At 64.0% G+C, this 20,774-nt stretch carries 16 protein-coding genes and 2 pseudogenes; 11 read left to right on the top strand and 7 right to left on the bottom strand.

Going from position 1 to position 20,774, the window contains the following annotated elements; all coding sequences use genetic code 11:
• Window positions 1-49: 49 nt before the first annotated feature.
• Entirely contained in the window at window positions 50-904 is an 855-nt protein-coding gene (locus G3N64_RS00150) for a glycoside hydrolase family 16 protein (RefSeq protein WP_205781779.1), read from the bottom strand.
• Window positions 905-1,646: 742 nt separating this feature from the next.
• Here G3N64_RS00150 and G3N64_RS00145 point away from each other — a divergent pair.
• The 3 genes from G3N64_RS00145 to G3N64_RS00135 all read left to right on the top strand — a co-directional run bounded on the left by G3N64_RS00145 (window position 1,647) and on the right by G3N64_RS00135 (window position 3,735).
• Window positions 1,647-1,979: an H-NS histone family protein gene (locus tag G3N64_RS00145; RefSeq protein WP_205781778.1), complete on the top strand. Its 333-nt coding sequence runs from the start codon at window positions 1,647-1,649 to the stop codon at window positions 1,977-1,979.
• Between the two features lie 174 nt (window positions 1,980-2,153).
• The gene (locus G3N64_RS00140) at window positions 2,154-3,011 is read left to right on the top strand and encodes an IclR family transcriptional regulator (protein WP_205781777.1); all 858 of its coding nucleotides are present in this window, start codon (window positions 2,154-2,156) and stop codon (window positions 3,009-3,011) included.
• Window positions 3,012-3,354: 343 nt separating this feature from the next.
• On the top strand, window positions 3,355-3,735 hold the full coding sequence (locus tag G3N64_RS00135) for a BON domain-containing protein (RefSeq protein ID WP_205781776.1): 381 nt from the start codon (window positions 3,355-3,357) through the stop codon (window positions 3,733-3,735).
• A 62-nt stretch (window positions 3,736-3,797) separates the two neighbouring features.
• Here the strand turns inward: G3N64_RS00135 and G3N64_RS00130 are convergent, their stop codons facing one another.
• Window positions 3,798-4,940 (bottom strand): FAD binding domain-containing protein, encoded by a 1,143-nt coding sequence (locus G3N64_RS00130; RefSeq protein WP_205781775.1) that lies wholly within the window; start codon window positions 4,938-4,940, stop codon window positions 3,798-3,800.
• 79 nt (window positions 4,941-5,019) lie between these two features.
• Complete coding sequence (locus G3N64_RS00125; RefSeq protein WP_205781774.1) at window positions 5,020-5,895, bottom strand: alpha/beta hydrolase; 876 nt, start codon at window positions 5,893-5,895, stop codon at window positions 5,020-5,022.
• 280 nt (window positions 5,896-6,175) lie between these two features.
• Between G3N64_RS00125 and G3N64_RS00120 the strand changes: the two genes are divergently transcribed.
• The 5 genes from G3N64_RS00120 (at window position 6,176) to G3N64_RS00100 (ending at window position 12,503) form a co-directional block, all read left to right on the top strand.
• Window positions 6,176-7,663, top strand: a complete 1,488-nt coding sequence (locus G3N64_RS00120) for an FAD-linked oxidase C-terminal domain-containing protein (protein ID WP_241020698.1) — start codon at window positions 6,176-6,178, stop codon at window positions 7,661-7,663.
• 9 nt (window positions 7,664-7,672) lie between these two features.
• Window positions 7,673-8,890, top strand: a complete 1,218-nt coding sequence (glcE, locus tag G3N64_RS00115) for a glycolate oxidase subunit GlcE (protein ID WP_205781772.1) — start codon at window positions 7,673-7,675, stop codon at window positions 8,888-8,890.
• A gap of 1 nt (window position 8,891) precedes the next feature.
• The gene (gene glcF, locus G3N64_RS00110) at window positions 8,892-10,250 is read left to right on the top strand and encodes a glycolate oxidase subunit GlcF (RefSeq protein ID WP_205781771.1); all 1,359 of its coding nucleotides are present in this window, start codon (window positions 8,892-8,894) and stop codon (window positions 10,248-10,250) included.
• Window positions 10,251-10,347: 97 nt separating this feature from the next.
• Window positions 10,348-11,202, top strand: a complete 855-nt coding sequence (locus G3N64_RS00105) for a fumarylacetoacetate hydrolase family protein (RefSeq protein WP_205781770.1) — start codon at window positions 10,348-10,350, stop codon at window positions 11,200-11,202.
• A 380-nt stretch (window positions 11,203-11,582) separates the two neighbouring features.
• A complete protein-coding gene (locus tag G3N64_RS00100; protein ID WP_241020697.1) occupies window positions 11,583-12,503 on the top strand; it encodes an MBL fold metallo-hydrolase in 921 nt (306 codons plus the stop codon).
• A 222-nt stretch (window positions 12,504-12,725) separates the two neighbouring features.
• Here G3N64_RS00100 and G3N64_RS00095 read toward each other — a convergent pair whose 3' ends face one another.
• Window positions 12,726-14,141, bottom strand: a complete 1,416-nt coding sequence (locus tag G3N64_RS00095) for an efflux transporter outer membrane subunit (protein WP_205781768.1) — start codon at window positions 14,139-14,141, stop codon at window positions 12,726-12,728.
• On the bottom strand, window positions 14,138-15,157 hold the full coding sequence (locus tag G3N64_RS00090; RefSeq protein WP_346778783.1) for an HlyD family secretion protein: 1,020 nt from the start codon (window positions 15,155-15,157) through the stop codon (window positions 14,138-14,140). Before G3N64_RS00090 ends, G3N64_RS00095 begins: the two co-directional genes overlap by 4 nt.
• Window positions 15,158-15,240: 83 nt before the next feature.
• Between G3N64_RS00090 and G3N64_RS00085 the strand changes: the two genes are divergently transcribed.
• Window positions 15,241-16,803 carry an MFS transporter gene (locus G3N64_RS00085; protein WP_205781766.1) on the top strand — a complete coding sequence of 521 codons (1,563 nt, stop codon included), beginning with the start codon at window positions 15,241-15,243 and terminating at the stop codon, window positions 16,801-16,803.
• Between the two features lie 201 nt (window positions 16,804-17,004).
• Here G3N64_RS00085 and G3N64_RS00080 read toward each other — a convergent pair.
• Window positions 17,005-17,187: pseudogene (locus G3N64_RS00080) on the bottom strand (alpha/beta hydrolase); the annotation flags it as partial.
• A gap of 283 nt (window positions 17,188-17,470) precedes the next feature.
• On the opposite strand from G3N64_RS00080, the gene G3N64_RS00075 reads away from it, so the two are divergent.
• The gene (locus tag G3N64_RS00075; protein ID WP_205781765.1) at window positions 17,471-18,292 is read left to right on the top strand and encodes an alpha/beta hydrolase; all 822 of its coding nucleotides are present in this window, start codon (window positions 17,471-17,473) and stop codon (window positions 18,290-18,292) included.
• Window positions 18,293-18,533: 241 nt separating this feature from the next.
• Here G3N64_RS00075 and G3N64_RS00070 read toward each other — a convergent pair.
• Window positions 18,534-18,725: pseudogene (locus G3N64_RS00070) on the bottom strand (LysR family transcriptional regulator); the annotation flags it as partial.
• A gap of 489 nt (window positions 18,726-19,214) precedes the next feature.
• Here G3N64_RS00070 and G3N64_RS00065 point away from each other — a divergent pair.
• The gene (locus G3N64_RS00065; protein WP_205781764.1) at window positions 19,215-20,765 is read left to right on the top strand and encodes a phospholipase D family protein; all 1,551 of its coding nucleotides are present in this window, start codon (window positions 19,215-19,217) and stop codon (window positions 20,763-20,765) included.
• Window positions 20,766-20,774 lie beyond the last annotated feature (9 nt).

Below are 20,774 nucleotides of genomic sequence, written 5' to 3'. Positions count from 1 at the left end.
TTCGCGGCCAGCCGGCGGAGCGCGCGGCGGCCCCGGGGCCGGGTCGCGATCAGTGCTCTTTCGGCCGCGCACAACGGCTCGATCGGCCCGCTTCGTCGAGCGCGTAGAGCCGCACCCATTTGACGGCGAGCGTCGACGGGTCGGGCGTCTGGTCGATCGGATAGCCCGAGCCCAGCGCAAGATTGACGAGCGGATAGAGCGGTGTGTCGAGTTCCGCTGGTGTCGCCTGTTCCCAGACGGGGCGGCGATCGAGGTAGTACGTGATCTTGTCCGGCAGCACGCGGACCCCGTAGTCGTGGTACCCGTTGACGAGCGAGCCGGCCGGAACGGGACTGCGATGCGTGACATGGCGCGACTGATTCTGGTTCGCGCCGCGGTACCACACGTGAAGCGATGAGGAATACCGATCGGTTGCGTGCCCGTAGTATTCGACGACATCGATTTCCACGCGCGGCGCCGGGTCGGCGACGGGCTTGAGGCTCATCAACCAGAACGCCGGCCATGTGCCGGGGCCGGGCGGCATCTTCATGCGGGCTTCGAAATATCCGTAGCGCACGCCGCGGCCATTGCCGGACGCATCGGCCGCGGCGATCAGGCCGGAATGCCAGCGACCCTGCGGCGTGCGGCTCGCCGTGATGTGCAATTCGCCGTTGACCACGCTGAACGGCCCTTGAGGCCCCGGATCGGAGAACGCGGCATCACCGAAGTCACCATTCCACGGCGTGTGCGCGATCCATTGTGCGTCGCCGAGGGTGCGAGGCGAGACGCGGAACGCGTTGAAATTCTCGTTGAATACCGGCGCGAACCCGCAAAGATCGAGCGGAGCGGATTCGGCGCCGTTGGCCGGTGCAACCGTCGTCGCGGCCAGGAGGGCGACGATGGCGGGAAGGATCGGTGAGGCCATGTGATAGGGTGTCTGGGCAATGGATGAGGTGGGTGGCCCGAAGCGGATTCGCCGTGCTGTGTTCGGCCAGCGTCAGGGTGGGATGATGCGCGATTGCGCACAAGACCGCAACGCCTGTCGGCGTGAAAAATCGATCAAATGGCCGTCGAAGACATGCAGCAGGCAATGCGGCAGTGTTGGCATTCCGGCTACCGACGGGTTAAAACGTTTCCAGGACGCGCCTTTCGAAATATGATCCGTATTCCTAATCGCTCATTCGAACGAATATTCACGAGAGAGGGGGGCGATGTTCCGTTCGTCACGTGTGTGTTACGACGTGTCGTTACGTAACGGACTGCGCCGCGGACGGAACGCAAACGTTTTGCCGCGGGAACCGGTTTTATTCAGATATTTCGAGCGACAGACAAAAGCCATGGTTTGTCGACGTTTTTATGCGGCATTGCAACCGAGCATGGGGCGATGGCACGAATCATGCGTTGAGTGCTATGTGCCACGTAAATGGATGATGTAAATTCAGCCGCGTCGTGAATCGCAGGCGTCGCTCGGGATCCCGGTGCGACGGCGGGCGGGGCGAGTGCGAGACTCACGTCGGTGGCGTGTCCCGTATGACGCGTACGTATCGGGACCTAGCGCCCCGTCTTTGGGATCGGGTGCCACGAGATGGGTCATGCAGTCACGGAAATGCAGCATCGCTTACGCGCGCGGAAAGGCCGCAAATTGACTTAATCCCGGAATGCATCAAATGAAGAGTCCTACGATTCGCGAGCTTCAAAAGCAGCTCGGTCACTTGAATCTGATTGTCGAAGAAGCCAGGCAGAAGGAGAAGAAGGTCAAGCTCGAGGAGATTGCCGAGCACGTCAAGCAGTTCGACATCACGGAAATCGAGTTGCTGCGGGCGGCGGGTTTCGTCAAGGCCAATCGACACAAGGCATCGGCAAAATACTACGATCCGGACACCGGCCGATCATGGTCGGGAAAAGGTGCACGTCCCAAGTGGCTCGTCGACAAGAACCTGGATGACTATCTGATTCGGGAAACACCGCAGCCATGGTGGCCGGAAAAGCAGGCTTGTTGAGCTGATCGCGCGAACTCGAGATGAGCGCGTCGCACGTCGACGCGCATTGTCTCGCCAGAGACTCGTCACGAACCTACTCGTCGATTCATGACGCGACAGGCATGCCAGCTCGTCATCCCGCCGAACCGCGGACTCGGTGAGCCTGGCGTTGCCTGACGACCGGAATTTCAGCACATGCAGAATCCAGACAGTGACGCCGTGGATCTCGTCGATACGGGACCTGAAAAAAAGGCAAGATATCGTGCGCCGGCACTCGAAAAGGGGCTCGATATCCTCGAGCTGCTCATCGATCGCCAGTACGGCATGGCGCAGGCGGACATCTGCCGCGCGTTGAAGCGCAGCCGAAGCGAGCTGTACCGGATGATGCAGGTGCTCGAGGACCGCGGTTACATCTACCGGGTGGATCGCTACGACCGGTACGCATTGACCATGAAGCTCTACTTTCTCGGGCAGCATCACGCGCCGACGCGATCGCTGGGCGCGCTCGTCACGCCGCTGCTGCAACAGTTCGCATTTCAGACGGTCCAGTCGTGTTACCTGACGGTATTCGACGGCGACACGATGATCGTCATAGCAACGGCCGGTGCGGAAACGGAATGGAACATCGCGGTCCGCGTCGGGACGCGCGTGTCGTTGCACGGCAGCGCCGCGGGCGAGATGTACCGGGCCTTTCAGGACGAAGACGTGCGGACCCGGCTGTCGCGGGCCGACGGGCACGATGTCGAATCGAGGAATCTGCCGCACGGCGACGAAGCGTTGCCCACCCATCTGGTCGACGGCTATCTCTGTCGCCCCAACGAACGCATTCCCGGCGTCACCGATATCGCGACGCCGATCGTCGACAAGTCGGGTTCGGCCATCGCGATCCTCGCTTGCCCGTACCTGGCGCAGTCGGGCGAAGCCGGTGCACGGTCGGTCAGGCAGATCGGCGCGGCGTTGCATGAAACGGCCCAGCGGATCTCCGCGACGGTCGATCAACGGTTCATGCAATCGGCTGTCGACATGCCCGCGCGTGGTGCGGCACGCCCGTAGGGCGGGGCGGATTCCGCGAACGTTGCCTGATGGGCGGCTGGGATTCGCGACGAGATGCCAGTACCCGAGTCGTTTGAATATTTTCTATCCGCGCATTCAGGAATTTTCAAATCTGGGACAGGGATCTTCGCCTCTTTCGCACCGAGCGGCGCATCGAAGCGTGCGAAGCGCTCGGTGGAGCCGACGTCATCTTCAGACCGACGTTCACGCCGTGTCGGCCGGGTCCCAAAAATTAAGATCATTTCAGGCCTGCTTTTAAGTACGGTTGACGTCGAGCACGATACGATCAGTGCGTATCAACCAGCTTGCCTTGTAAAGTTCACCGTAGATTCGAGGAGGCCATATGAAGTCGCGACTTCTACCCATATTTGCTGCCATCATGATCGGGGCACCGACCGTTGCGCTCGCATCGGAGGCATATTCTCCCGCCAAACCGAACTCCCCCGCAGTTGCCAGAAAGCATGGTGATCCTGCCGTTTCCACCGCGCGCAAGCAGGCGCGAGCGGCGGATCGTGCTCTTGCAAAGCGTGTACGGAAGAGTATTGCAAAGGACCACGCGCTGGATCAGGCGCGCGTCGTGGTATTTGCCAAGGGCGGTGCCGTGACGCTGACCGGCGAGGTAGCCGACGAGCCGCAAATCGCGCTCGCGGAAAAACGTGCGAGCACTGTCCCCGGGGTGACATCGGTCAATAACCAGCTGACGCTTTCCGAAGGCGGTAGTTGAGGCATGATCGTGCGCGCGGCGCAGGTGCGCAGCGCGCCATGTGCAAGGCATTGCCAAGGTGGTCACGTAGATCCCATGATGCGCGTACCCAGTGAAATACCGAGCGCCGATAGCGACGCGTTGATCTTCTGCTGATCGCGCTCCCAACGCGACAGTGCGGCGTCGAACGCCGTGCCTCCCGCGAAAGCCTGCATCGCTTCGGCGAGTCCAACCGCGTTGTCCGCCGCCTTTGCTACGCCGGCGGCGGTATGTGGGCGAACAAGGCAAGCTGCGTCGCCAAGCAGGACCGCGCGGCCGAACACCATTCGCTCGACGACAAGGTCCTGAATGGCCTGTGCGAACGGCGCGTGCGTTGCGTCGACGAGCGCGGCGAGCGTCGGTGCGAGCAGGTTGCGGCTCGCATCGACGAGTTCCGACCGATTGTCGTCGCGCATCGCACCGGGCGGCAGCGATCCGTCTCGCTGTGTGCCGTCCCGGGAAAGAAACAGTTCAGGCAGCTTGTCGTGCGAGAGACGCCGGTACCACACCCAGTTCACGCGCCGTTTGCCGGGCTCGACGGTGCCGTCGCGGCCGGGTACCAGGTAGGTCAGGAATAGATGTGCGTCACCCTGCTGAAACGTAAAGCGGTCGCGCAGCACGCGCAGTACCCGATCGGGCAGGTCATGCTCGTCGACGAGCCCGCGCCATGCAACGTAACCCGCATAGGTGGGTTGCGTATCGGGCAGCAGTTGCGCGCGCACGGCAGAGCGCCCGCCATCGGCGCCGACGAGCAGATCCGCGTGTTCTACCCGGCCGCTCGCGAAATGCGCGGTGACGCACGCGCCATTGGAATCGAGTCGCTCGAACGTCTCGCCTGCATGGACGACGCCCGCCGGCAGTGCGCGCTTCAGCGCGGTGTAGATCACATTCCACGCAGTCTGGGTTTGCGGCATGCGCATTTGCTGCACGATCCGGTCACCTTCGTCAAGATAGATCCGGTCGGCCGAATCCACGCCGGTATCGCTCGGCATCGTTACCCCGCCGAAGGCGAACGCGCGGACGATCGGCCGCTGCAGGACGATGCCTCCGCCGCGGCTATCGAGCTCGCTTGGCGACTGCTCGAACACGCTGACGCGCCATCCTGCCGCACGCAGCGCAGTTGCCGTGAAGAGTCCGCCTACCGATCCGCCGATCACGAGTGCCCGCGGCCTCGATACGTCATTCATGAAGTGCTCCTGTTGGCCAGTGGATTGCGCGTGCCGTGCGTCCGATTTCCTGCTGCCTCGATGCCGGTGCGCTGCGGATTCAACCTTCCCAGCTCGTCAGGAAATCGAGCAGCAGCGCGTTGACGCGTTCCGGCTGTTCTTCCTGCGGAAGGTGGCCGCATTGCGCGACGGGCTCGGCTCGAAGATGGGTCGCCATGCTTTCCCAGACGGATTTCATGTCGAACATCTTGCCGACCGCGTAGAAGTCCTCACCCCAGATCGCCATGGTCGGGCATGCGATCTTCACATCGGCGTCGGCGAGATCCTGTTTGACGTCTTCCGCATTCGCGCGGTAGTCGGCGAGTGCGCCACGCACGGCGCCGGGACGACGATAGGCCCGGACATACGTGTCGAACGCTTCGCCGGAAATGGCGTGCGGGTTGTAGCACCAGTCGGAGAAGAAGTGGCTCAGCCACTCGGCTTCCTTGCCGGCGATCAGTGCTTCGGGCAGGTCCGGTACCTGATGAAACAGGAAGAACCAGTACGCGCGTGCCGTCTGGGCGGTCATGTTCTGCGCGACGATGCGGGTCGGCACGTTGTCCATCACGACAAGGCGCTCGAGGCGCTCGGGGAAGTCCTTCGCGAAGCGTGTCGCGACGCGTGCGCCGCGATCGTGCCCGACCAGTGCGATTCGGCCGATGCCAAGCGTGTCGAGCAACGCGACGAGATCGCGCGCCATGTTGCGTTTGTCGTAGCCGGCGGCCGGCTTGTCGGTTTCGCCGTAGCCGCGCAGGTCGGGCACGATGACGCGGTAGCGTTGTGCCAGGACGGGAATCTGGAAGCGCCATGCGAAGCTGGTTTCCGGGAAACCGTGCAGCAGGACCACGACAGGCCCGCTACCCGCGTCGATGAAATGTTGTCGAATGCCGTTCGCAGTGACGGTGTGGTGAACGATCGAAGGCGTAGTGGTGGACATGTGTCGGTTCCCGTTTCGGTTCGGACGACGCGCCATCGGAGCGAAGTGCGCGCGAGTGCTGTTCGAGCATAGGCGAAGCAACATGGACAGTCGCATGAATTGTTCTGAATCGTCTTCCGGGTAGAGGCGTTCCGGCAGGCGCGGGCCGTTTCATAACGATTAAGTTGTTCGTGGGAGGGCGGCGACCTCTAATGCCCGATGTGAGCAGTGCGGCGAGCGGCGTCAATGACGGATGCCGTGTGGCACGGCCGGAGCGACAAAGGAGAGCCGAAGCGTGAAGATGCCGGATGTCGATTCGTCGATCATGAGGCGCCGCGAGGCGATCGCCCGCGAACTGCGCGCGATTGTCGGCGACGAATGGGTGCTCGACAGCGAAACGGAGCGGCGCCCGTACGAATGCGACGGGCTTACCGCGTACAGCGCGTTGCCATTGCTGGTCGTACTGCCCGATACGACGGACGAGGTGAGTCGCGTGCTCCGTTACTGCCACGCGGCGGGTATCAAGGTCGTACCGCGCGGATCGGGCACGTCGCTGTCGGGAGGCGCACTGCCGCTCGAAGATGGCATTCTTCTCGTCACGGCCCGGATGAACCGCGTCGTCGAGGTCGATGCCGAGAATCGCGTGGCGCGTGTGCAGCCAGGCGTGCAGAACGTGCGCGTGACCGAGGCCGTTCGCTCGCTCGGACTGTGTTACATGCCGGATCCGTCGAGTCAGGCCATTTCGACGATCGGCGGCAACGTGGCGGAAAACTCGGGCGGTGTTCATTGCCTGAAATACGGTGTGACGTCGAACCACGTCACGGGCATGGAGATCGTTCTGATGACCGGTGACATGATCCGCCTGGGTGGTGCATTCATGGGCGGCGCAGACGGCGAGTTCGATCTGTGTGGTGCGCTGATCGGCTCGGAAGGCCTGCTCGCGGTCGTGACCGAGATCACCGTACGCCTGACACCCGAGCCGCCCGTCGCACGTGTGCTATCGCTCGGTTTTGCCGATGTGGAAGCCGCCAGTCATTGTGTCGGCGCGATCATCGGCCGCGGCATCGTTCCGGCCGGACTCGAATTTGTCGACCGCAAGGTCATCGACGCAGTCGCGTCGTTGCTCGGTGAGGTGCCGCCGCAGGGCGTCGAGGCGCTACTGCTGTGCGAACTCGACGGCACGAACGTCGAAGTGGAAGCGCTTGCTGCCGAAGTCGAGCAAATCGCGCACGAGATCGGCGTCGTGGACGTACGGATCAGTCGTACCGAGGCCGAGCGCGAACGGTTGTGGCGTGGCCGCAAGCTCGCGTTTGGTGCGATGGGCAAGATTGCGCGGGATGTTTACGTGACCGACGGCACGATCCCGCGCGGCCGCCTTGGCGAGATCCTGAAGCGGATCGACGCATTGTCGAGGCTGCACGGGCTCGCTTACGCGAACTGTTTCCACGCCGGCGACGGAAATCTTCACCCAATGGTGCTGTTTGATTCCGCGAAGCCAGGCGATCTGGAGAAGGCCGAGGCGTTCGGTGCGGACATCCTGCGTGCCTGCGTCGACCTTGGTGGTGTGCTGAGCGGCGAACACGGCATCGGCGTCGAGAAGCGCGACCTGATGACCTATCAGTTCGCGCCGAACGATCTCGCGCAACAGCAGCGACTCAAGTGCGCGTTCGATCCATGCGAACTGCTCAATCCGGGGAAGGTGTTTCCGACGCCCTGTCGCTGCGTGGAACTCGGGGGCGTGCGCATGCGAAACGGCAATCTGCGCTTTGCGGATGTCCCGCGGTTCTAGGAGGCCGGCATGGTCGTCAATGAAGCCGCACCGGGCCTGGCGAGAATCTGCCCGCACGATACCGCGGAGCTTGCTGCTGTCGTTGCGGACGCGAACGCGCACGGCCGCTCGTTTGAGCTTGTCGGCGGAGGGACCAAGCGCGCGTTCGGCGAACCGTTTCGCGCGGATGCGTTGCTCGACCTGTCCGGCATGGCCGGCATCGAGTTCTACGAGCCCGAGGAGCTCGTGATCAAGGTTCGAGCTGGCACGCCGGTCTCGATCGTGCGTGCCGCGCTGGCTGAACATCGCCAGCAGCTCGCATTCGAGCCGCCCGATTACGGCGCGCTGTTTGGCGGCAAGCCCGAACAGGACACGATCGGCGGCATCATCGCCTGCAACCTGACCGGCCCGCGGCGCGTCCTGTCCGGTGCCGCGCGTGATGCGGTGCTGGGTGTCGAAGCGGTGAATGGTCGCGGCGAGGCATTCAAGGGCGGCGGGAGGACCGTGAAGAACGTAACCGGATACGACATGCCGCGCCTGATGACGGGATCCTTCGGCACGCTGGCGGTACTGGCATCGGTCACGTTGAAGATCCAGCCGGCATGGCCGGATGAAATCACGCTGCTGGCCGAGGGGTTGGGCGACGCCGCCGCAATTCGGCTTCTGGGCGATGTGCTGCGGTTGCCATTCGAGGTCAGCGCTGCGGCTCACATGGGCGGCGTTCGCAAGGGCGCCTCGATGACCGCGTTGCGTCTGGAAGGCTTCGGTCAGTCCGTGAAGGGACGCGAAGTGGAACTCGTCCGGCGCCTTGGGCGGTCGGTGCAGTTTCGGACGATCGAAGGCGAGGAAAGCGGTGCGTTCTGGCGCACGCTGCGCGACCTGCATCCGTTCGTTGACGATCGCGATGCGTGCTTGTGGCGCCTGATGCTGCCGGGCACGCACGCGGCGCGCATCGTGGCGTCGCTGGGCGGCGATGCGATCTACGACTGGGGCGGCAGCCTCGTGTTCGTTCGTACGGACCCGTCGGGTGTCGTCGCGCACGCTGCGTCACTGAGGCAGGCGGTCGCGACTGTTGGGGGGCAGGCGTGCCTGCTGCGGGCGCCCGAAGCATTGCGGCGCGCGGTCGGTGCGTTCCAGCCGCGCGCCGCTGCGCAGCGAGCGCTCGGCGAACGCGTTCGCCGGGCATTCGATCCCAATCGCGTGCTCAACCCGGGCAGGCTCGAACGACTTGAAACCGGAGGCGCGTGATATGAGAACTCGCATCGGCGACGTGGCACTGGCGGATCCGGACATTGCGCTGTCGAACGACATCATCCGCAATTGCGTGCATTGCGGTACCTGTCTGTCGCACTGTCCGACTTATCAGGTCCGGCACGACGAGAACGATAGCCCGCGTGGTCGCATCGTGCTGATACGCAACATGTACGAGACGGGCGGCGCACCGGATGCGAAGACGGTTGCGCACCTCGACCGCTGCCTGACCTGCCTCGCGTGCGAAGCGATCTGCCCGTCCGATGTGCAGTACTCGAAGCTGATTGCGCACGGCCGCGAATATGTCGAATCCCGCTATCGCCGCCCACTGGTGCAGCGCGTGATCCGCCATGCGTTGAGTCTGCTGATTCCGAGCCGCCGCCTGTTCCGTGCGGCACTGGCGGCGGGAAAGGTGTTTCGCCCGTTGCGATCGGCATTCGGCGGGACGTTGCGCGCGATGCTCGAGATGACGCCCGCTGGGCCGTTGCCGCCTGCGAGCGCGGTCGACAGGGCACAGGTGTTCCCCGCCCGCGGCGTGCGCCGAGCGCGAGTCAGCCTGTTGAACGGCTGTGTGCAGACCGTGCTGGACCCTGCGATCAACGAGGCAACGATCCGGCTGCTGCAGCGGCACGGCGTGGAGGTCGTCGTTGCCGCTGGCGCGGGGTGTTGTGGCGCGCCGGCCGAGCACATGGGGCTCGAAGATCGCGCGCTGCCGCTCGTGAAGGCGAATATCGATGCGTGGCTCCGCGAGGCCGACGGGCCTGGCGGCCTCGACGCGATCATCGTCAATACGTCGGGCTGCGGCACGTCGCTCAAGGCTTACGGTCATGCACTGCGGCTCGACCCGGACTGGCGGGACAAGGCCGCTCGGGTCAGTGCGCTGGCGAAGGACATTTCCGAGTTCATGGCGGCACTCGGCCTGCAGGCGCCCGTCGTGCCGACGGCGCTACGGGTCGTCTATCACGCCGCGTGCTCGATGCAGCACGGTCAGCGCATCGTACGGCCGCCCCTCGATCTGTTGCGTGCCGCGGGTTTCGAGGTCGTCGAACCTCCCGACAGCTTTATGTGCTGCGGGTCGGCCGGCGTCTATAACCTGTTGCAGCCGGCGATCGCGGGCGAGTTGAAGCAGCGCAAGGTCGCGGCGATCCGCTCCACCCATGCGGAGGTCGCCGCGAGCGGCAACATCGGCTGCATGACCCAGCTTGCGGACGCCATCGCGATTCCGTTCGTGCATACGGTGCAACTGCTCGACTGGGCGACCGGAGGCCCGCTACCGGAGGCGTTGCGCGATAGCGCCGCGATTCGGCCGCTGCACAACGCGGTCGACGCGACGGTGGTTACCGCGCACGACGAGTAACGAAGGGTGACGACCGGCCGACCGGAAGCCGTTCGGCTCGGCGAGGACGTTGACGAAGAAACCGACGTCCGCGCGGACGTCAGACAAGGAGCGTGCTATGCGTTTTGCAGCCTATGAAATCGATGGATGCCGCGGCCTGGCGGTCGAACGGAACGGAAGCTGGCACGGATTGACGGCTTCCGATGCCGGCTATCCGGGTGATCTGGACGCGTTGCTCGCGAGGGGCGCTTCCTTGGCCGAGGTGGCCGACGGCCTCGCGCGCGGCAGCGCGGTCGATCTCGACACCGTCCGCCTGTTGCCGCCGTTCGGGCGACCGAACAAGATCGTCTGCGTCGGGTTGAACTATCTGGACCATTCGGCCGAAACCGGCTTCGAGAAGCAGACCTATCCGACCGTATTCGCGCGCTTTGCGTCGAGCCTGATCGGTCATGGCGAAGCGATCGTGATGCCGCCGCAATCGTCGCAACTCGATTACGAAGGCGAGCTGGCCGCGGTGATCGGCGCGGGCGGCCGGAATATCCCGCGCGAGCGCGCGCTCGATCACGTGGCGGGCTACGCGCTGTTCAACGACGCGACGCTGCGCGACTACCAGTTCCGTACGCCGCAATGGACGATGGGCAAGAATTTCGACGGAACCGGCGCATTTGGGCCGTGGTTCGTGACGGCCGACGCGTTGCCCCGAGGCTGCAAAGGGCGGTGCATCCAGACGCGCCTGAACGGCAAGGTCGTACAGGAGGCGTCGACTTCGGACATGATCTTCGACGTCGAGACGCTGATCGTGCTGCTGAGCGAGGTGATGACGCTGCAGGCAGGCGACGTGATCGTCACGGGCACGCCGGCCGGCGTCGGCATGGCGCGCGAGCCTCAACTCTGGATGAAGCCGGGCGATGTCTGCGAAGTCGAGATCGAAGGGCTTGGCGTGCTGCGCAATCCGATCGCGAAGGCAGCCTGACATTCAGTCATGCGAAGCGTGCGCGCACGCCGAACACGCGGCTCGCGCATCGGCTCGTGTGGTTCGTGCAGCAGCGCGGTAGCGCTTGCCGCCGCGCACGGATTCGACCGGGTTGCGTGATCGGCGATGTCGTGGGAGATCCGGGCATTCAGAACGATTCATGTCCGGATCAGGACATTCGGGTTGCCCGCACGCTACGCTCGTTGCCGTGCTGAAGCGTCGCTGAGCAAGGGCGAGCCGCTTCGTCGACGGTAGCGTGCGACTGCACCGAAGTGGCGACGCGTACCGGATCCCATCTTCAAAGGAAACATGACATGCCAAACCCGAATTGGCGCATCATCGCGATGCGTGCGTGCAGCGTCGCGCTTGTCGCATGGGCCATGGGCGTCACGCCGATCGGTGCATGTGCCGCCGGTCCTGGCGACGGCGCGCAAGCGCCGGGCTTCTATCGCGAGAAGGTTGGCGCCCTCAAGGTGATGGCGCTGTCCGACGGGACGCACCCGTTTCCGATCGATACCGTGATCCGCGGCATCTCGACGGACGAGATCAAGCGCAACCTCGATCGCGCGTTCCTCGAGCCGCCGGTACAAGGGTCGATCAACGCATTTCTGGTCGATACCGGAGCGAAGCGAATCCTGATCGACGCGGGGGCCGGCGTGCTGTACGGCGACTGCTGCGGCAAGCTGGTCGACAACCTGATCGCGGCCGGCTATGCACCCGAGAATATCGATGAAGTGTGGCTCACGCACCTGCACAAGGATCATGTCGGCGGAATCGTTTCGCACGGGAAGATGACGTTCCCGAATGCCGTCGTCAGGGTGAATGAGGCGGAAGCCCGCTACTGGCTCGAGCCGGACAACAAGTCGCGCGCGCCCGCGTTTCTCGGTTCGTTCTTCGATGCGGCTGCCGCGTCGGTCGCCCCGTACATCGCGGCGGGCCGCTTCAAGACGTTCGCCGCAGACGCGACGCTCGCTCCCGGCATGCGCGCTGTGCCGACACCCGGCCATACGCCCGGGCATACGTCCTATCTGATCGAGAGCAATGGCGCGACGCTGCTCGTATGGGGCGATATCGTGCACGTCGCCGCGCTCCAGTTGACGCATCCGGACGTGTCCGTCGAATACGACAGCGATCCGGCTATCGCGCAACAGACGCGTCGCGACATGCTGAAGCGCGTGGCGAGCCGGCGCTATCTGGTCGGTGCGGCGCACATCGCGTTTCCGGGGCTTGGCCACTTGCGCCAGGATGGTGCGCGGTACGACTGGGTACCGGTCAATTACGACGCGACGCCGGTGCATTGATGCGACACTCCTTGCCTGCCGCGCGGTCGGCCTACTCGCATCACTAAGTGGCACATCAGCGGTGCGGTCGGGTCGCAATCGAGCGATGGCTGGTCGCGCCGCTTCGGCAGTTCAACAGCGCTTGCCCTGCAGCGCGGGAACTTGTGAGCAGTCGGGATCGGCTTCAAGAAACGCGGGCAGGGCGGGAGCCGCGACCTGTTTGGCCATCGTATTCCAGAATGGTTATTTGTTCCCTCTGCCTGCATCGAGCGACGGGGCCGCTGCAGTCCAGCCGCCGCCCAGTGCGCGGACAAGGCTGACGGTCGCGATCGCATACGCCTGGCGGCTGTGAATCAGCTGACGCCGCGTATTGAGCGCATCGCGATCGGCGTCGATCACCTCGAGATAACTCACGTAGCCGTGCGCATATCGGCTCAGCGATAACCGTGCTGCGGCATCGGTGGCACGGGTCGCGCTGTCGAAGCGCACGATCCGCTCTTTCTGCGCAACGATGTCATTGAGTGCGTCCTGCACGTCGCGCAATGCACCGAGGGCTACCTCGCGATAGTTCGCATCCGCGGCAACGACACCGGCTCGCGCCGCAGCGACTGCGGATTCGCGTTTGCCGCCGTCGAAAACGGTTTCGGCGACGCTGAGCCCGAGACTCCACAGCGAACTGTTGCGATCGAGGAACGAGCGCAGATCGCGGCTGGCGAATCCGCCTTGCGCAGTGAGCGTCAGTGTCGGCAGCCATGCCGTACGTGCGATGCCGAGTTGCAGCGAAGCGATGTCGACCCGGCGTTCCGCGGCAAAGACGTCGGGGCGATGGTTGAGCAGCGTCGAGGGCAGGCCGGCTGGTATTTCCGGCACGCGAAGGGCGGCGGATGCGGGAGCGATGCTGATCGTCGTCGGAGACGAGCCGGTTAGCACGGCAATCGCGTCGACGAGATTCTCGCGCAGTCGCACGCTGTCCGCGTAATCGGCTCGGGCAGTATCGAGATCGGCGGCTGCGCGTAATGCGTCGAGATCGCTCGCCGCTCCGGCTCGAACACGCGAGGCAATCACGTCGAGCGCAGTGCGTCGCAGGTCGATCGCGCTTGCCAGTGCGGCAAGGTCCTCGTCGACGTAATGCAGTGTCAGATAGTCGCTCGCGACTTCCGTCGCGACGCGCAGCCGAACCGCGTCGCGCTCGGCGAATGCCTGCAGCACGCTTTGTTTCCCGATCGCCGTGTCGCCGCGCAGGCGCCCCCACAGGTCGATTTCATAACTGGCATTCACCGGCATCGACCAGTTATGCATCGTGCGCTTCGGCAGCGCGTTATCGACGGTGCCCGACACACGGGCGCGGCTGAACGACGGATCGACACCGGCCGTGGGCAGCAGCGCGGCCTCGCGCACGCCAAGTAGCGCCTGCGCCTCGTCGATGCGAGCGACGGCGGCGCGTATTTCGTGGTTGTGCGCAAGTGCCGCATCCACCAGCGCTTCGAGCCCTGGATCACCGAACAGCGACGGCCATTCGGCTGACGGGGAGGGCCGAGTCGCAAGCGTGTTCGCGTGACGAAAGGCATCCTGCCCGACCGGTACCGGCGCGATCGGCTGTGGAGCGATGGTGCATGCGGTCAATCCGCAGAGCGCGATCAGGAACGGGGCGCACTTCATGACGGCGTGCGTTGCAGCGTGACGACGACCGACAGCCCGGGCCGGATACGCGGCTCGGTGGCAGCCGTATTGTCCAACAGGATCTTTACCGGCACCCGCTGCGTGACTTTCGTGAAATTGCCGGTCGCATTATCCGGCGGCAGCAGCGCGAACTGGGAACCGGTGGCAGGCGACAGGCTGTCGACGTGCCCTTGGTAGACCCCATCCGGCAGCGCATCGAAATGCAGTTGCACCTTGTCGCCGACGCGAACGTGTTTGAGTTGGGTTTCGCGAAAGTTCGCCACGACCCACGGATGCGGTTCGACGACGGTGAGCAGCGCCTGGCCCGGTGCGACATGTTCGCCGGTCTCGACGGTCTTTTTGCCGACTCGGCCGTCCGACGGCGCGACGACCGTCGTGTAATCGAGCTGCAGCAGCGCATCGCGCAGTTCGGTGTTGTTTTGCCGCGACACGGCATCGGCTGCCTTGCATGCGGCCAGTGCGCTGCGTTGCTGGGCCTGCGCGGCGACGACGCGGGCCCGTGCAGACTTGCGCGCAGCGTCGGCCGCATCGAATTCCTGTTTCGACAATCCCCTCGGCGTTTCCCGGGTCAGCTCGCGGGCGCGTGCGTAGTCGAGTTCAGCACGCTCGGCGTCGGCATGTGCGGAAACCAGCGCTGCACCGGCCTGTTCGAGTAGCGCCTGGGCCCGGCTCGAATCGGACTCGGCTTGCGCGACACGCGCGCGCTGCAGCGCAACGCGCACGTCGAAGTCGCGCGTGTCGAGCAGTACGAGCGGATCCCCCGCGTGCACGAACTGGTTGTCGTTCACCAGTACGCGTTCGACCGTGCCGGTCACGCGCGGAGAGATCACGTGCAGATGGCTGGTGACATATGCGTCATCCGTGCTGAGATCGCGTACCCGGAACTCGTAGATCAGTACGGTCACGAGCGTGATTGCGAACACGGCGATCAGCACGATCGGCAACCAGCGCCTGGGCGCGGCCGGTGAGGGTTGATTCGGGGACGTCGGGGTCACGATCGTGGCACTCCATCGAACAGACGGGTTTTGGAACATCGCGTTATGCTTGCGCGACTTTCATGCGCGGGAGCCGGTCGATAATGAATACGATGCTCGTTCCGGGCGGAGCGGCGCCAGCCGCGGACGTGCCGCCGTTCCGCGCCATCGCCGCGATTGTCGCCGTGTTGCTCGGCGCGATGATCGCGACGCTCACGTCGCGCATCACGTCGCTCGGATTGGCCGACGTGCGCGGGGCGCTCGGCATCGGTTTCGACGACGGAGCGTGGATCAACACCGTCTTTATCGCGTCGCAGATGTTCGTCGGCCCGCTCGCGATCGCGGCCGCGTTCGTGTTCGGAACGCGCCGGGTGCTGCTGGCAGGCGCCGTGGTGTTTCTTGCCGCCGAGAGCGCGCTGCCGCTTTGCCGGGGCTTTGGCGCGTTCATGATTTTCCAGTGCATTGCGGGACTCTCGTCCGGCGTGTTCGTTCCATTGACGGTCGGGTTCGTCGTTCGTACGTTGCCGCCGCGCCTCATTCCATTCGGAATTGCAGCGTACGCGATGAATCTCGAGATGTCGCTGAACCTGTCGGCAACGCTCGAAGGCTGGTACAGCGAACATTTGAGCTGGCGTTGGCTGTTCTGGCAGAACGCACTGTTGACCCTTCCGTTCATCATCTGCCTGCTGATGTCGTTGTCTGACGAACCGATCAAACGCTTCGCGTCCGGGGCCGACTATCGCGGCATGCTGCTCGGCGCGGGCGGGTTCACGTGCCTGTGCGTTGCGCTCGATCAGGGCGAACGGTTGTTCTGGCTTCAATCGCCGCTGATCGTCGCGTTGTCGTGCGCGGGCATCCTGATGATCGCGGCCTTCCTGATCCATGAACTCGTGTCGAAGCGGGCCGGCCTCGATCTCGGCTACCTGCTGCGCCCGAATGTGGCGCTGTTGATCCTGCTCGTCGGCCTCGTGCGCTTCACCGTGCTCAACACGAGCTTCATCCCGTCGTTCTTTCTCGCCAACGTCTACGGGTTGCGGCCGTTGCAGATCGGCGACACACTGCGCTGGATTGCGATGCCGCAGTTGCTGTTCGCACCGTGCGTCGCGCTGTTGCTGCAGAGATTCGATCCGCGGCGGCTGATCGTGATCGGGTTCGTGATGATCGCGATTGCGTTCGCATTGGGCTCGCGCCTGACGTCCGTCTGGGCCGAGTCCGATTTCATTCCGTCCCAGCTGATCCAGGCGCTCGGACAGACCATGGCGCTGACGTCGGTCGTGTTCTTTTTCGGAAAGCACGTGACGGCTGAGTACGCGCTGACGTTCGGTGCGGTCGTGCAAACGACCCGACTGCTCAGCGGGCAACTCGGTACCACGTCGATCGCAGTAGTCCAGCGTGTCATGGAGGCAATCCATTCGAATCTCGTCGGTCTGCATGTTTCGATGTCCGATCCGGCCACGCTCGAGCGATTGCGGGCTGGCGCGGCGTCGCTGGTCGTGCATGGTGCGACGTTCGCGACCGGCGATGCCGGCACCTATGTGCTGCTCGACCGGGCAGTACGCGTGCAGGCGACGACGCTCGCGCTCGCGGACAATTTCGTGCTGGCCACGGCGTGCGCGATCGCGGGCGCGCTGATCGGGTTGGTGCTTCGCCCGCCGCGTCCGGCATGAGTGCCGACGCGGCAGCGTGGCGCGAATCGCACCGCCGATGTTAGTGACTGGCGCTTGAAATGGAAACGGGGCGACCTGAATTTTCCTGAAATTTCCGGAAGCGGCGTCGGCGCGTGCGACGAGAGGCGACACCTGCGTGCGCCGGATCGCGTGCCAGGCCGGGGGGGGGGCGATGCTCGATCCGACTGCTTACGCCTTCTTCACGCGGTAGCCGTGCCCCACGAGAAAGCGCATCTGGGGATCCCATGCATCGCCGCACGGCGGCCAGCCGTGGGAAAGCCCGGCCGGGCGGCCGGTGCCGCAGTCCTTGCCGGAGATCTGCGTGCCGTCTTTCATGGTGATCGTGTTCATCGCAGTGGCTCCGTGATGGGCAGAAGAGGCAGTGACGGGCTTCGTCGCGCCGGCATCTCCCGCCGCGATGCATGGATGACGCGTGATGTCGGCGAACACGGATGGCAACCTGCCGTCCGGCCAGGTGGCGCGTACCGAAATCGGGCTGAATTGTCTTGAACCATGCCGGGTTGCACGTGTGCCATTCGCCGGGCAAGGAAATTTAAGCGCAGCGTCAAGACTCTTCAGTGGGCTGGCGCTATCGTCATTCTCAAACTGCGAGTGGTGTGCACGCAGTCGATCGCTCTTTTTCACTTGTTCTTTGCAGGAAGCAATCATGAGCACGTTCAAGACTCGCGACGGTATTTCGCTATATTACAAAGATTGGGGTGCCGGCCGCCCGGTCGTCTTCATTCATGGTTGGCCGCTGAATGCCGATATGTGGGATGTGCAGATGCATCACCTGGCGCTGCAGGGCTTTCGATGCGTTGCATACGATCGCCGCGGTTTCGGTCGCTCCGATCAGCCGTGGACGGGCTACGACTACGACACGCTCGCCGATGATCTGGCGGACCTGATCGCGGCGCTTGATCTGCACGATGTGACGCTCGTCGGCTTTTCGATGGGCGGCGGCGAGGTGGCGCGCTACATCGGCCGGCACGGCACGAAGCGTGTCGCAAAGGCGGTGCTGCTGGGTTCCGTCACGCCTTTGATCGTGCGACGCGACGATCATCCTGAAGGCGTCGATGTCGCTGTATTCGACGGTATTCGGGCGGGTATCTCGGCCGATCGCGCGGCATTCTGCGAGGGATTCTGGCCGTTGTTGACGGGCTCGAACCGTCCCGGCACGACGATCTCGCAGGCAGCGCTCGAGTGGACGACGATCATGGCGTCCCAGGCCGGATTGAAGGGGATGTTCGACTGCGTGCATGCGTTTTCGGAGACGGATTTCCGGGCAGACCTCGACCGGTTCGACGTACCGACGCTCGTGATCCACGGTGACGACGACCAGACCGCACCGCTCGCGCTGACTGGTGCCGCCGCGGCGAAGCGGGTGCGGAACGCGACGCTCAAGGTATATGAAGGCGGGCCGCACGCTTTATATCTGACGCATGCCGATCGGTTGAACGACGATCTGTTGGCTTTCGTACGGGAGTGAGCGCGAGCCGGCACGCTTCAGTCGTTTCAGCTCGAGCCGAGCACAAGGCCGCAGGCATTCGTGCGGCTGTCGTTCGGGGCGAGGCGCCGCGTTCGTCGAGAAACGCATGGACGGCATTCGCGCCGTCCACCTTGAAGCGCTTGTACGAATGCCGGTTGCGCTCGGTCAAACCCGTGTCGTGAAGCAGCGCGGCGACGTAAGGCAGTTCGCTGTCGAAAACGAGCTTGCGGCACAGACCGATGGCTTGCGTGAGCGTCGCCCGTCTGCGGCTCCGGTCGAACAGTTCGACATTCATGTCGCTTTCGACCTTCTGGACGAGGTAAGTGATCGACGACGGAACTCGATGCAACAGTTCGGCCGCCTCGGCGAACGTGCCGGTCCGCTCGATGGCATCCAATACTTCAAGGACTTCAAATGACAACTTGATCGCCATATGATGCTTTCAGGATTCTTCAGTATTTAAGTCGACTTCGTCGAGAAGGGTGAGCAACCTGGTAGCGGGCGCGCAACCATTATCTGTCCATTGTCGATGATCCGAGCCACTGTGTCGAAGGTCTCCTTCATGCATACGGCAGCCATACCTGCCATCCGGAAAGCCAGCCGCAACCGTGCATTGCCGTGCCGGGAGAGTGGCTCACGTTTCTGCCGGGTGGCAGCGCATCTCCGGGAAATATGACCCCGAGCCAGAATGAGTCCCGGTCGGTAGTGGAGATTTCCGGCTACCGGATTCATGCTCCTTTGCCGTCGTAAAATCAGGATCGGGAAAGTACCGAGAAAGTGCCGCGCGGCGGTCAATCGAAGTATGCTGTAGCGCGGCCGTTTCACATGCGACATCCGTTGCGGCCGAAGGCAAGCCAAACAGCGCCGCGATCCATTCGGCGGCGAGAACAAACAGACTTCGGCCGAGAGTGGGGCGGCAATCATGACCATGCTGCGTTCGTGGGGTGCGATTCTTTCGTTGCTGGCGCTCGTTGCATGCGCGAGCCTGCCGCCGCAGGCCGATCGCGCGCCGACACACGCGTACGCCGATACGGACAACACACGGCTGGGCGTCGCGTTCCAGCAGCAGGCCAGTACGCATCCGGGGCAGGACGCGTTTCATCTGCTGACCGATCCGGTCGACGCGCTGGATGCGCGCGTGTTGCTCGCCGACCGCGCGGACAGGTCGCTCGATCTTCAGTACTACATCTGGCACGACGACCTGACCGGGCACGAACTGGCCGATGCGGTCATTCGCGCGGCCGATCGCGGCGTGCGCGTTCGCGCGTTGCTCGACGACCTCGGCACGAATTCGGACGACCGCAAGCTGCTCGAGATCAGTTCGCATCCGAACATCGAGATCCGGCTGTTCAATCCGGTCGCCACGCGCCGGTTCAAGAAGATCGGCACGGTGTTCGAGTTCTCGCGCGTCAACCGGCGCATGCACAACAAGGCGATGATCGCGGACAACCAGGCGGCGATCGTCGGCGGCCGCAATATCGGCGACGAGTACTTCGGCGCATCGTCGATGCTGGAGTTCGGCGATCTCGATGTCGTCGTTCATGGCCCGGTCGTGAAGCACATCTCGACCGAATTCGATACGTTCTGGAATTCCCCGTACGCGTATCCGATCAGTGCGCTGGTCGGGCACGACGCGGCACCGGGCGGGCTGGACCGCGAGCGCGAACGGTTGCGCGACTACCTGAGGGCCATGGAGGACAATCCGTACGTGCTCGAGGCCAGGCAGCGGCTCAACCGGATCGTTCATGGGCAGGGCACGGAACTGTCTTGGGGGCACGCGACGGTGCTGTACGACGATCCGTCGAAGATCGCGCACGCGCCGAAGGACAGCGACGGGCACCTGATGCCGCAGTTGCGGGCGCTCGCGTTGCAGCCCGAACATGACCTGCTGATCGTGTCGCCGTATTTCGTGCCGGGCAAGGAGGTCGTCGAGCGGCTGCGCGCGCTCACGGCGCGCGGCGTGCGCGTGACGGTGCTGACCAACTCGCTCGCGTCCACCGACGTGGCGGCCGTGCATGCGGGCTACCGGCACTACCGAAGCGATCTCGTGGCCGCCGGCGTGCGGCTGTACGAACGTCGGCCATCGGGCGACAAGAGCATTTCGAAGCAGGTCATCATCGGGTCGTCGCGTGCGTCGCTGCATGCGAAGACTTACGTGTTCGATCACAAGAGCATTTTCATCGGGTCGATGAATCTCGATCCGCGCTCGCTGAACCTCAATACCGAGATCGGCGTTTACTGCGAGAGTCCGGCGATTGCGTCGCAGGTAGCCAACGATCTGGAAGCGCGGCTCGACCGGATCGCGTGGCGGGTCGAGCTCAGGACCGATCCGCCAGGGAAGGGGCGGCTCAAGTGGATTCAGACCGATTCGGACGGGAAGGTCACCGAGCTCGATCACGAACCGGAAGTGTCGGCCGCGCGGCGGATGGAAGTCTGGTTTCTCGGGCTGTTTCCGATCGAATCGCAACTGTGAGCGACACCG

This window comes from Burkholderia sp. Ac-20344 (assembly GCF_017104975.1).
In the GTDB taxonomy this organism is placed as follows: Bacteria; Pseudomonadota; Gammaproteobacteria; order Burkholderiales; family Burkholderiaceae; genus Burkholderia.
The sequence above is the reverse complement of the archived record's forward strand: the minus strand, read 5'-3'. Positions and strand labels throughout refer to the sequence as shown.

What these genes read in the sequence shown, in the direction of transcription:
- G3N64_RS00150 (WP_205781779.1), bottom strand. Translation starts at nt 904, where the DNA reads ATGGCCTCACCGATCCTTCCCGCCATCGTCGCCCTCCTGGCCGCGACG.
- G3N64_RS00145 (WP_205781778.1), top strand. Translation starts at nt 1,647, where the DNA reads ATGAAGAGTCCTACGATTCGCGAGCTTCAAAAGCAGCTCGGTCACTTG.
- G3N64_RS00140 (WP_205781777.1), top strand. Translation starts at nt 2,154, where the DNA reads ATGCAGAATCCAGACAGTGACGCCGTGGATCTCGTCGATACGGGACCT.
- G3N64_RS00135 (WP_205781776.1), top strand. Translation starts at nt 3,355, where the DNA reads ATGAAGTCGCGACTTCTACCCATATTTGCTGCCATCATGATCGGGGCA.
- G3N64_RS00130 (WP_205781775.1), bottom strand. Translation starts at nt 4,940, where the DNA reads ATGAATGACGTATCGAGGCCGCGGGCACTCGTGATCGGCGGATCGGTA.
- G3N64_RS00125 (WP_205781774.1), bottom strand. Translation starts at nt 5,895, where the DNA reads ATGTCCACCACTACGCCTTCGATCGTTCACCACACCGTCACTGCGAAC.
- G3N64_RS00120 (WP_241020698.1), top strand. Translation starts at nt 6,176, where the DNA reads ATGCCGGATGTCGATTCGTCGATCATGAGGCGCCGCGAGGCGATCGCC.
- glcE (WP_205781772.1), top strand. Translation starts at nt 7,673, where the DNA reads ATGGTCGTCAATGAAGCCGCACCGGGCCTGGCGAGAATCTGCCCGCAC.
- glcF (WP_205781771.1), top strand. Translation starts at nt 8,892, where the DNA reads ATGAGAACTCGCATCGGCGACGTGGCACTGGCGGATCCGGACATTGCG.
- G3N64_RS00105 (WP_205781770.1), top strand. Translation starts at nt 10,348, where the DNA reads ATGCGTTTTGCAGCCTATGAAATCGATGGATGCCGCGGCCTGGCGGTC.
- G3N64_RS00100 (WP_241020697.1), top strand. Translation starts at nt 11,583, where the DNA reads ATGGGCGTCACGCCGATCGGTGCATGTGCCGCCGGTCCTGGCGACGGC.
- G3N64_RS00095 (WP_205781768.1), bottom strand. Translation starts at nt 14,141, where the DNA reads ATGAAGTGCGCCCCGTTCCTGATCGCGCTCTGCGGATTGACCGCATGC.
- G3N64_RS00085 (WP_205781766.1), top strand. Translation starts at nt 15,241, where the DNA reads ATGAATACGATGCTCGTTCCGGGCGGAGCGGCGCCAGCCGCGGACGTG.
- G3N64_RS00075 (WP_205781765.1), top strand. Translation starts at nt 17,471, where the DNA reads ATGAGCACGTTCAAGACTCGCGACGGTATTTCGCTATATTACAAAGAT.
- G3N64_RS00065 (WP_205781764.1), top strand. Translation starts at nt 19,215, where the DNA reads ATGACCATGCTGCGTTCGTGGGGTGCGATTCTTTCGTTGCTGGCGCTC.